The sequence below is a fragment of the Micromonospora sp. LZ34 genome (assembly GCF_052981855.1).
In genome coordinates, this window is record NZ_JBRIQN010000049.1 from 15,910 (window position 1) to 25,440 (window position 9,531).

The window sequence follows — 9,531 nt, forward strand, 5'->3', positions numbered from 1 at the left end:
GCTAGTCTGGCCGAACAATCGTTAAGGCGTACAGGTCGGCACCCCCCTCGGAGGCAGGTATGGCTTCGGTGATCGTCAGCGGCGCGCGGACCCCGATGGGGCGCCTGCTGGGCAACCTCAAGGACCTCCCGGCGACCAAACTCGGCGGCGTGGCGATCAGGGCGGCGCTGGAGCGCGCCGGCGTCGCCCCCGACCAGGTGCAGTACGTGATCATGGGTCAGGTGCTCCAGGCCGGCACCGGGCAGATCCCGGCCCGGCAGGCGGCGGTCGAGGCGGGCATCCCGATGTCCGTACCGGCCCTGACCATCAACAAGGTCTGCCTCTCCGGCCTGGACGCGATCGCCCTGGCCGACCAGCTGATCCGGGCCGGCGAGTTCGACATCGTGGTGGCCGGCGGCATGGAGTCGATGACCAACGCCCCGCACCTGCTGCTCGGCCAGCGCGGCGGCTACAAGTACGGCGACGTGGTGGTCAAGGACCACATGGCGCTGGACGGCCTCACCGACGCCTGGGACTGCTGCTCGATGGGCGAGTCGACCGAGCGGCTCGGCGCCAAGCACGGCATCAGCCGCGAGGAGCAGGACGCCTTCGCCGCCGCCAGCCACCAGCGGGCCGCCGCCGCCCAGAAGAACGGCCACTTCGCCGAGGAGATCGCCCCGGTGGTCATCCCGCAGCGCAAGGGCGACCCGCTGGTGATCAGCGAGGACGAGGGGGTCCGGCCGGACACCACGGCGGAGTCGCTGGCGAAGCTGCGTCCCGCCTTCACGAAGGACGGCACCATCACCGCCGGCAGCTCCTCGCCGATCTCCGACGGCGCGGCCGCGGTGGTGGTGATGAGCAAGGCCAAGGTCAAGGAGCTGGGGCTGACCTGGCTGGCCGAGATCGGGGCGCACGGCAACGTCGCGGGCCCGGACAACTCCCTGCACTCGCAGCCGTCCAACGCCATCCAGCACGCGCTGCGCAAGGGCGGGCTGAGCGTCTCCGACCTGGACCTGATCGAGATCAACGAGGCGTTCGCCCAGGTCGGCATCCAGTCGATGCGTGACCTCGGGGTCGGCCCGGAGAAGGTGAACGTCAACGGCGGGGCGATCGCGCTGGGCCACCCGATCGGCATGTCCGGCGCCCGGCTGGTGCTCACCCTCGCGCTGGAGCTCAAGCGCCGGGGCGGCGGCACCGGCGCCGCGGCCCTCTGCGGCGGTGGCGGCCAGGGCGACGCGCTGATCATCCACGTCCCGGCCGCCGGCGAGAGCGGTCAGTGAGCGACGGAACCGTGAGCGGAACGGTCGACAGCGTCCCGGCGGCGGCCACCGGATCGGTGCGCCGCAGCCGGGACGTGCCGATGCTGGTCGAGCGGGCCCGCGCGGGTGACCCCCGCGCGGTGGCCCGGCTGATCACCCTGGTCGAGTCCGGTGACGAGACGCTGCCGCGGATCGCCGCGGCGCTGGCGCCGTACGCCGGCCAGGCCCAGGTGGTCGGGCTGACCGGTTCCCCCGGCGTGGGCAAGTCCACCACCACCAACGAGCTGGTCCGGGCGCTGCGCGCCCGCGGCCACCGGGTGGGGGTGCTGGCCATCGACCCGTCCAGCCCGTTCACCGGTGGGGCGATCCTCGGCGACCGGGTCCGGATGCAGGACCACGCCACCGATCCGGGGGTCTACATCCGGTCGATGTCCAGCCGGGGCCACCTCGGCGGGCTCTCCGCGGCCACGCCGCAGGCCGTCCGGGTGCTCGAGGGCGCCGGCTGCGACGTGGTGCTGGTGGAGACCGTCGGCGTCGGGCAGGCGGAGGTGGAGGTCGCCTCGCTGGCCGACACCACGCTGGTGCTGCTCGCCCCGGGCATGGGCGACGCGATCCAGGCGGTCAAGGCCGGCATCCTGGAGATCGCCGACGTGTTCGTGGTCAACAAGGCCGACCGGGATGGCGCCGACGCCACGGTCCGCGACATCCAGGGCATGATCGCGCTGGGCGAGCGCGGGCCGGGCCAGTGGCGGCCGCAGGTGGTGCGCGCGATCGCCGCCCGCGGCGAGGGGATCGACGACATCGCCGCCGCGATCGACAAGCACCGCGGCTGGCTGGTCGAGCACGGCGAGCTGCGCCGCCGGCAGGAGGCGCGGGCCGCCGCCGAGGTCGAGGCGATCGCGCTCGGCACGCTGCGCGACCGGATCGGCTCGCTGCGCGACGGTACGGAGCTGCCGGCGCTCGCCGCGAAGGTGGCCGAGGGGGCGCTGGACCCGTACGCGGCTGCGGACGAGCTGCTCGGCCAGCTCGGCTCCTGACGCTCCGCCGGCCCCGGAGCGCCGGCCCCGACAGGCCCGTGCCGCGGCCACCCGACGCCACCGGGAACTAGTACGCTCGCACCGCTCCACGATCGGCGTGGGGCGGGGTGTTCGGCCGGGTGGAGAGCATGAGCGACGAGGCGACGCGGGAACTGTCGGTGACGCCGGACGCGGTGGCGGGCGGGACGACGCAGGTCTCCGACGAGGTGGTGGAGAAGATCGCGGTGGCCGCCGCGCGGGCGGTGCCCGGGGTGGCCGAGCTGGGCGGCGACGTCGCCCGGTTCTTCAACGCGGTGCTCGACCGGGTCGGGCTGGACCAGGTCGGCGACGCCCGGCGGGGCTGCTCGGCGCACGTCACCAAGGGCGCGGCCGTGGTCAACCTGGTCATCGTGATCGAGGGCGGCCGGCCGGTGCCGCAGGTGACCGACGAGGTGCGGGCGAAGGTGACCGAGGCGGTCGAGGCGTACGGGCTACGGGTCGACGAGGTCAACATCCGGGTCGACGACGTGGCCCTGGGGGAGCCCGCGGCGCCGACCGCCTGAGCGCTCCGCGCAGCTCAGGTTACCGGCCGGTACGACTTTCCTTAGCGATCGTTCAGGCCAGGGCTCTACACTCGACGTGCAGTCGAGAGCTCGAGGAGGAGCCCTGCGGATGAACGCCGACGAGATCGCAGCCGGACGGGCACGCTGGCAGGCCCGGTACGACGCCGCGCGCAAGCGGGACGCCGACTTCACCACGCTCTCCGGGATGACCGTCGACCCGGTCTACGGGCCGCCGGAGGGCGTCGCCTACCCGGGCTTCGAGCGGATCGGCTGGCCGGGCGAGTACCCGTACACCCGGGGCCTGCACCCGACCGGCTACCGCGGGCGGGCCTGGACCATCCGGCAGTTCGCCGGCTTCGGCAACGCCCGGCAGACCAACGAGCGCTACAAGATGATCCTGGGCGCCGGCGGCGGCGGGCTCTCCGTCGCCTTCGACATGCCCACCCTGATGGGGCGCGACTCGGACGACCCGCAGGCGCTCGGCGAGGTGGGGCACTGCGGGGTCGCGGTGGACAGCGCCGCCGACATGGAGGTGCTCTTCGACGGCATCGACCTGGCCGGGGTGACCACCTCGATGACGATTTCCGGCCCGGCCGTGCCGGTGTTCTGCATGTACCTGGTGGCCGCCGAGCGGCAGGGCGCCGACCTGTCCACCCTGGACGGCACCCTGCAGACGGACATCTTCAAGGAGTACATCGCGCAGAAGGAGTGGCTCTTCGACCCGGAGCCGCACCTGCGCCTGATCGGCGACCTGATGGAGTACTGCGCCCGGGAGATCCCGCGCTACAAGCCGCTGTCGGTCTCCGGCTACCACATCCGGGAGGCCGGCTCGACCGCCGCGCAGGAGCTGGCGTACACGCTCGCCGACGGGTTCGGCTACGTCGAGCTGGGCCTGAGCCGCGGGCTGGACGTCAACGTCTTCGCCCCCGGCCTGAGCTTCTTCTTCGACTCGCACGTCGACTTCTTCGAGGAGATCGCCAAGTTCCGGGCCGCCCGCCGGATCTGGGCCCGCTGGCTGCGCGACGTCTACGGCGCGACCAGCGAGAAGGCCCTCTGGCTGCGGTTCCACACGCAGACCGCCGGGGTCTCGCTGACCGCCCAGCAGCCGGTGAACAACGTGGTGCGGACCGCTGTCGAGGCGCTCGCCGCGGTGCTCGGCGGCACCAACTCGCTGCACACCAACGCCCTGGACGAGACCCTCGCGCTGCCCACCGACGAGTCGGCCGAGATCGCCCTGCGGACGCAGCAGGTGCTGATGGAGGAGACCGGGGTGACCAACGTGGCCGACCCGCTGGGTGGGTCGTGGTACGTCGAGGCGCTCACCGACAAGATCGAGGCCGAGGCGGAGGAGATCTTCGCCCGGATCCGCCAGCTCGGCGGCGAGGGCCCGCACCAGATCGGCCCGATGACCTCCGGCATCCTGCGCGGCATCGAGGACGGCTGGTTCACCGGCCACATCGCCGAGTCGGCCTTCGTCTACCAGCAGGCGCTGGAGAAGGGCGAGAAGAAGATCGTCGGGGTCAACTGCCAAACCAACACCGTGGCCAAGGACCTGGAGATCCTGCGCATCTCGCACGAGGTCGAGCTGGAGCAGCGCCGGGTGCTGGCCGAGCGCAAGTCGGCCCGGGACGACGCGGCGGTCAAGGCGGCCGTGGCGCGGATGGTCGAGGTCGGCCGGACCGGCGAGAACATGATCCCGGCCATGCTCGACGCCGTCCGCGCCGAGGCCACCCTCGGCGAGATCTGCGACGCCCTCCGCGCCGAGTGGGGCACCTACCGCGAGCCCGCCCGCTTCTGACCCCCGCCGACCTCCCTGCGATCGTGTACTTTCCGCCCGGCAAATGCCGCGGATGCCGCGTACCGCGGGCCGAAAGTGCACGATCGCGGGCAGCGGGTGCGGCGGGGGCGGGCAGGGGTGGTGAGCAGGGTGAGAACTGCAACTGTCGCCGTCGCGGTTGATCGGAGTTGGGCGGCGTACGTGCGAGACTAGATAACCATGAGCGACCCACGGATCACCTCGTCGATCTTCACCCGCGGCGCGGTCGACCTCAGCGCGCTGCGCACCCCTGCCCCGAGCCAGACCCCCGTCCAGTCCGGTCCCCCCGCCGGTGCGCCCGGTGGCGCCGTCGGCGGAGTCACCGTCATCGACGTGACCGAGGCGACCTTCCAGTCCGAGGTCCTCGAACGCTCGCTGAGCACCCCGGTCGTGGTGGACTTCTGGGCCGAGTGGTGCGAGCCGTGCAAGCAGCTCTCCCCGGTGCTGGAGCGGCTGGCGGTCGAGGGCGGCGGCGCCTGGGTGCTTGCCAAGATCGACGTGGACGCCAACCCGCGCATCGCCCAGATGTTCCGGGTACAGGGCATCCCGATGGTCTACGCGGTGGTCGGCGGTCAGCCGATCGACGCCTTCTCCGGGGTGGTGCCGGAGGCGCAGCTGCGGCAGTGGATCCAGGCGGTGCTCAAGGCCGGTGGCGTGAGCGTCGCGGAGCCGACCGACCCCCGCCTCGACGAGGCCGACGACGCGCTGATGAGCGGCGACCTGGACGCCGCCGAGCGGGCGTACCGGAAGATCCTGGCCGAGTCGCCGGCGGACGCCGCGGCCGAGGCCGGCCTGGCCCAGGTCGGCCTGGCCCGCCGGGTGGCCGGCGCCGACCCGCAGGCGGCGCTCGCCGCCGCGGAGGCCAACCCCGACGACGTCGACGCGCACCTGCTCGCCGCCGACATCGAGGTGCTCAGCGGCCTGGCCGAGCAGGCCTACCGGCGCCTGGTCGCCCTGGTCCGCCGCACCGCCGGCGACGACCGGGAGAAGGTACGCCAGCACCTGGTCGGCCTGTTCACCATCGCCGGTCCGGACGACCCCGCGGTGGCCTCCGCCCGGCGGGCCCTGGCCAGCGCCCTGTTCTGAGCACGTAGCACGCCAGCGCGGGCCGGCGACCCGGCCGGCCCGCCCGACCACCGAGGACGGGAGCCCATGATGCGCCGGATCGCCGTCCTCGACGCGCCGTCCAACCTCGGCCTGCGCCCGCCCACGCCCACCACGGTGCCGGGCTGCGCCAAGGCGCCCGGCGCGCTACGCGACCACGGGCTGCTCGCCCGGCTGCGGGCCCGCGACGCCGGCTGCCTGACCTCGCCGCGCTACGACCCGGGGGACTGGCGGCCCGGCGACGGGGTCTGCCACGCCCGGGAGATCGCCGACTACTCGGTGGCGCTCGCCGACCGGATCGGCTCGATCATCGACCGCGGGGAGTTCCCGCTGGTCCTGGGCGGGGACTGCTCGATCCTGCTCGGTTCGGCGCTGGCCATGCACCGGCTCGGCGAGGCGGTCGGCGGCCGGATCGGGTTGGTCTTCGTCGACGGCCACTCCGACTTCCGGCACCCCGGCAACGCCTCCTACGTGGGCGCCGCGGCGGGTGAGGACCTGGCCCTGGTCACCGGCCGGGGGCAGGCCGACCTGGCCGCCATCGAGGGCCGCCGCCCCTACTTCCGGGACATCGACGTGGTGGTGCTCGGCATCCGGGCCCAGGACGAGTACCGGCTCGACCTCCAGGCCGCCGGGATCACCACCCGGCCGGTGCCGGCACTGCGGGCCGAGGGCGCCGCGCGTACCGCGCAGTGGGCCCACGAGCAGCTCGCCGACTGCGCCGGCTACTGGGTGCACATCGACGTGGACGTGCTGGACCCGGCCGTGATGCCGGCGGTGGACGCGCCGGACCCGGGTGGCATCGCCTTCGCCGAGCTGGAGATCCTGCTGGCCGGGCTGGTCGACACCCCGCACTGCCTCGGCGTCGAGCTGACCGTCTTCGACCCCGACTACGACCCCGACGGCGCGTACGCCGCGGAGATCGTCAACACCGTGGTGGCCGGGCTCGCCCCGGTCTCCGCTCCGGAGGCGGTGCCGCCGCGGCTGCTGCCGGGCCCGTCGGCCGCCCCGGCTCCCCGTCGGGGCAACGGGCGGTCCGGCACCCGGGCCGCCAAGCCGCGTCCCGGTGCGAATGCCGACCGGCCGGCGGTCGCTCCCGACCCGGCCGGCGTTGCTCCCGCCGGGCCTGAGTCCGCGTCGGCCGGGCTGGAACCGGTCGGTCCGCCCGCCCCGGCCGGCCTGGGACCCGTCATGCCGCCCGCCCCGGCTGGGCTGGAACCCGTCATTCCGCCCGCCCCGGCTGGGCTGGAACCCGCCGGTCCGCCGGTGCCGAACGGGTTGGCGCCCGCGGGTCCGACTGTCCCGGCCGGGTTGGAGCCCGTCGGCCCGCCCGCAGGGGTCGGCCCGGGCCTGCTGCGTCGGGCCCCGCTGCCCGGGCCCGACCCGGAGCCTCGCCCGACGCCGGAGGACGCGCTGCCCGCACCCGACGACAGCACTCCCCACTCCAGCGCCGACATCGCCTGACCCGAGCACCCCGGCGGCGCCCCGCCCCACCGCCCGCCCGCCCCACCGCTCTCCCGCCCCGGGCCCGTCCCGCCGGGTGATCATGGAGTTTGCGTCAGGATCCGGCTCGGGAATGACGCAAACTCCATGATCATCGGGGGTCAGGGGGGCGGAGTGCTCAAGGGATCCGAATGGACCACCGGCACATCGCCGACGACCCACCGCCAAAGATCGACAGGGCCCGCCCTGTGTGGACGGGGGTCAGCGGGGGAGGGCGCGGAGGAAGCGCTCGGCGATCGGGACCGCGGTGGCGGTGCTGGCACCGCCCTGCTCGACGAAGACCGCGAACGCGACGTCGCCCTGCCAGCCGACGAACCAGGCGTGGGTGTGCGCCGGGTTGTTGTCGTACTCGGCGGTGCCGGTCTTGCCGTACACCGGGTCGCCCGGCACGTCCTTCAGGGCGGTGCCGGTGCCCGCGGTGACCACCTCGCGCATCATCGTCTTCACCGCCTCGACCGACTCCGGCTTCAGCGGCTGGCCGGCGGCGGCCGGCTGCGCCGGCGCCGGGTCCAGCACCAGCTTCGGCTGCTCGAAACGGCCCCGGGCGACCGCGGCGGTGGCCGAGGCCATCGCCAGCGGGCTGACCACGGTGGTGCCCTGACCGATCGCGGCGGCGGCCTGCTCGGTCGCGCCGCCGTTGGCGGAGACCTTGCCGGTGAAGGCGTCCAGGCCGACGTCCCACTGCCCCTCCAGGCCCAGCGACCGGCCGGTCACCGCGAGCCCGTCGGCGCCCAGCTGCGGGGCCAGCGCGACGAACGCGGTGTTGCAGGACTTCGCGAAGTCGGTGCGGAACGGCACCGACCCGAGCGCGAAGTTGTCGGAGTTCTTGAACGCCCGGCCGTCGACGGTGCGGGTCTTCGGGCAGTCGACCGGCGCGTCCAGGGTGACCGCGCCCCGGTCCAGCAGCCCGAGCGCGCTGACCATCTTGAAGGTCGACCCGGGCGGGACCTGGGCGGTGAAGGCGAGGTTCTCTCCGGCCGCGCCGGGGCCGTTCGCGGCGGCGAGCACCGCGCCGTCGCTGATCCGCAGCGCCACCAGCGCCGAGCGCCGCCGCTCGCCGCGCAGCGCCGCGTCGGCCGCGTTCTGGGTCGCCACGTCGAGGGTGGTCTTCAGCGGCTGACCGGGCTGCGGGTCCCGGCGGAACACCTCGGTGTCGGTCGGCACCAGCGTGCCGTCCGGCCCGGGGCGCTCGATGATCACGCTCAGCCCCGGCGCGCCGCGCAGCCGCTCGTCGTAGCGCCCCTGCAGACCGCCGTGGCCGACCAGGTCGCCGGCCGCGTACCGGTCGGGGTGCTTGGCCAGGTCGTCGGCCTGGGCCGGGTCGACCGAGCCGAGCACCGCCCGGGCGAACTCACGGGTCGGGGCGAGGTCCAGCTTGTCGGAGCGGAACTTGGTGCCCGGCAGGTCGTAGATCCGCGACTTGATCTGCCGGTACGCGTCCTCGCGCAGGGTCACCACCTCGACGAACGCGCCCGGGTCGGCGTCGGCGATCCGCTTGGGCAGGCCGGAGAGGTCGACCGGCGGCGTGATCGCCGGCCGGATCGCCCGGAAGGCGGCGTCCAGCTTCCGGCTCAGGCCCGCCGCGTCGGTCACCTCGCTCGGCTGCACCCCCACCCGGACCACCGGTCGGGGCGCCACGATCGGCTGGCCGGCGTCGTCGAGCACCCCGGCCCGGGTTCCGGTCTGGCGGCGCAGCCCGAGCCGGTCACCGCGGGTGAGCTGCTCCTGCACCACCTGCGGCTCCCAGATCACCTGCCACTGGTCGTCGTCGCCGCGGGCCAGCCGGATCGTCCGGTCGTACGCCCAGCGGGTGTCGCCCGGCAGGGTCCACTCGACCTTGACGGTCGCGGCGGCGATGTCGGCGGTGATCTTGGGCTCGCCCCGACGGGTGAGCGCCGGCGGGCTTGCGGCAAGCTCGCCGGAGAGCTCCTTGATCTCCCGCGCCACATCGGCCGCCGGCAGCTTCGCGCCGGTCGGGTCGACGAACCCGACCGCCTGCAGGTCGCCCGAGCGCCAGCCGGCCAGGAAGGCGTCGACGCTGCGTTCCGGACCGTCGCCGTCGGAGCATCCGGTGAGCGCGGCGGCCGCGAGCAGGATCGCGGCCAGCGCCGCGAGCGGGCGGTGCGGACGGGGGTACGACAGACGCATGGAGCAGCTCCTCGGATCTTCCACTGCCCTGCACGGTAGTACGCGCCCGCTGTCCGCATCGTCCCCGGTTGGGGGCGGACGTGCGGGAAGACGGACCCGTGACGGTGTGATGAACATCGCGGGGCGGGGTACTCCTGGGCCAGCCA

General features: G+C 74.2%; 6 protein-coding genes and 1 pseudogene. 6 read left to right on the forward strand and 1 reads right to left on the reverse strand.

Annotation, left to right across the window (positions count from 1 at the left end):
* Positions 1-59: 59 nt before the first annotated feature.
* The 6 genes and pseudogenes from ACVCAH_RS31565 to ACVCAH_RS31590 form a co-directional block, all read left to right on the forward strand.
* Complete coding sequence (locus ACVCAH_RS31565; RefSeq protein ID WP_447139894.1) at positions 60-1,259, forward strand: acetyl-CoA C-acetyltransferase; 1,200 nt, start codon at positions 60-62, stop codon at positions 1,257-1,259.
* Positions 1,260-1,339: 80 nt separating this feature from the next.
* Complete coding sequence (gene meaB, locus ACVCAH_RS31570) at positions 1,340-2,275, forward strand: methylmalonyl Co-A mutase-associated GTPase MeaB (RefSeq protein ID WP_447139910.1); 936 nt, start codon at positions 1,340-1,342, stop codon at positions 2,273-2,275.
* A 128-nt stretch (positions 2,276-2,403) separates the two neighbouring features.
* Positions 2,404-2,817, forward strand: coding sequence for an Asp23/Gls24 family envelope stress response protein (locus tag ACVCAH_RS31575; protein ID WP_447139895.1), 414 nt, complete (start codon positions 2,404-2,406; stop codon positions 2,815-2,817).
* 109 nt (positions 2,818-2,926) lie between these two features.
* Positions 2,927-4,615 carry an acyl-CoA mutase large subunit family protein gene (locus ACVCAH_RS31580; RefSeq protein WP_447139896.1) on the forward strand — a complete coding sequence of 563 codons (1,689 nt, stop codon included), beginning with the start codon at positions 2,927-2,929 and terminating at the stop codon, positions 4,613-4,615.
* A gap of 198 nt (positions 4,616-4,813) precedes the next feature.
* Positions 4,814-5,719, forward strand: coding sequence for a tetratricopeptide repeat protein (locus tag ACVCAH_RS31585; RefSeq protein WP_447139897.1), 906 nt, complete (start codon positions 4,814-4,816; stop codon positions 5,717-5,719).
* Between the two features lie 66 nt (positions 5,720-5,785).
* Positions 5,786-6,907: pseudogene (locus tag ACVCAH_RS31590) on the forward strand (arginase family protein); the annotation flags it as partial.
* Between the two features lie 531 nt (positions 6,908-7,438).
* On the opposite strand, the gene ACVCAH_RS31595 reads toward ACVCAH_RS31590, so the two are convergent.
* Entirely contained in the window at positions 7,439-9,385 is a 1,947-nt protein-coding gene (locus ACVCAH_RS31595) for a penicillin-binding transpeptidase domain-containing protein (RefSeq protein WP_447139898.1), read from the reverse strand.
* Between the last annotated feature and the right edge of the window lie 146 nt (positions 9,386-9,531).

Excerpts from the sequence above, each read along its gene's own strand:
- ACVCAH_RS31585 (WP_447139897.1), top strand. The coding sequence starts at position 4,814 with ATGAGCGACCCACGGATCACCTCGTCGATCTTCACCCGCGGCGCGGTC.
- ACVCAH_RS31595 (WP_447139898.1), bottom strand. The coding sequence starts at position 9,385 with ATGCGTCTGTCGTACCCCCGTCCGCACCGCCCGCTCGCGGCGCTGGCC.
- ACVCAH_RS31580 (WP_447139896.1), top strand. The coding sequence starts at position 2,927 with ATGAACGCCGACGAGATCGCAGCCGGACGGGCACGCTGGCAGGCCCGG.
- ACVCAH_RS31575 (WP_447139895.1), top strand. The coding sequence starts at position 2,404 with ATGAGCGACGAGGCGACGCGGGAACTGTCGGTGACGCCGGACGCGGTG.
- meaB (WP_447139910.1), top strand. The coding sequence starts at position 1,340 with ATGCTGGTCGAGCGGGCCCGCGCGGGTGACCCCCGCGCGGTGGCCCGG.
- ACVCAH_RS31565 (WP_447139894.1), top strand. The coding sequence starts at position 60 with ATGGCTTCGGTGATCGTCAGCGGCGCGCGGACCCCGATGGGGCGCCTG.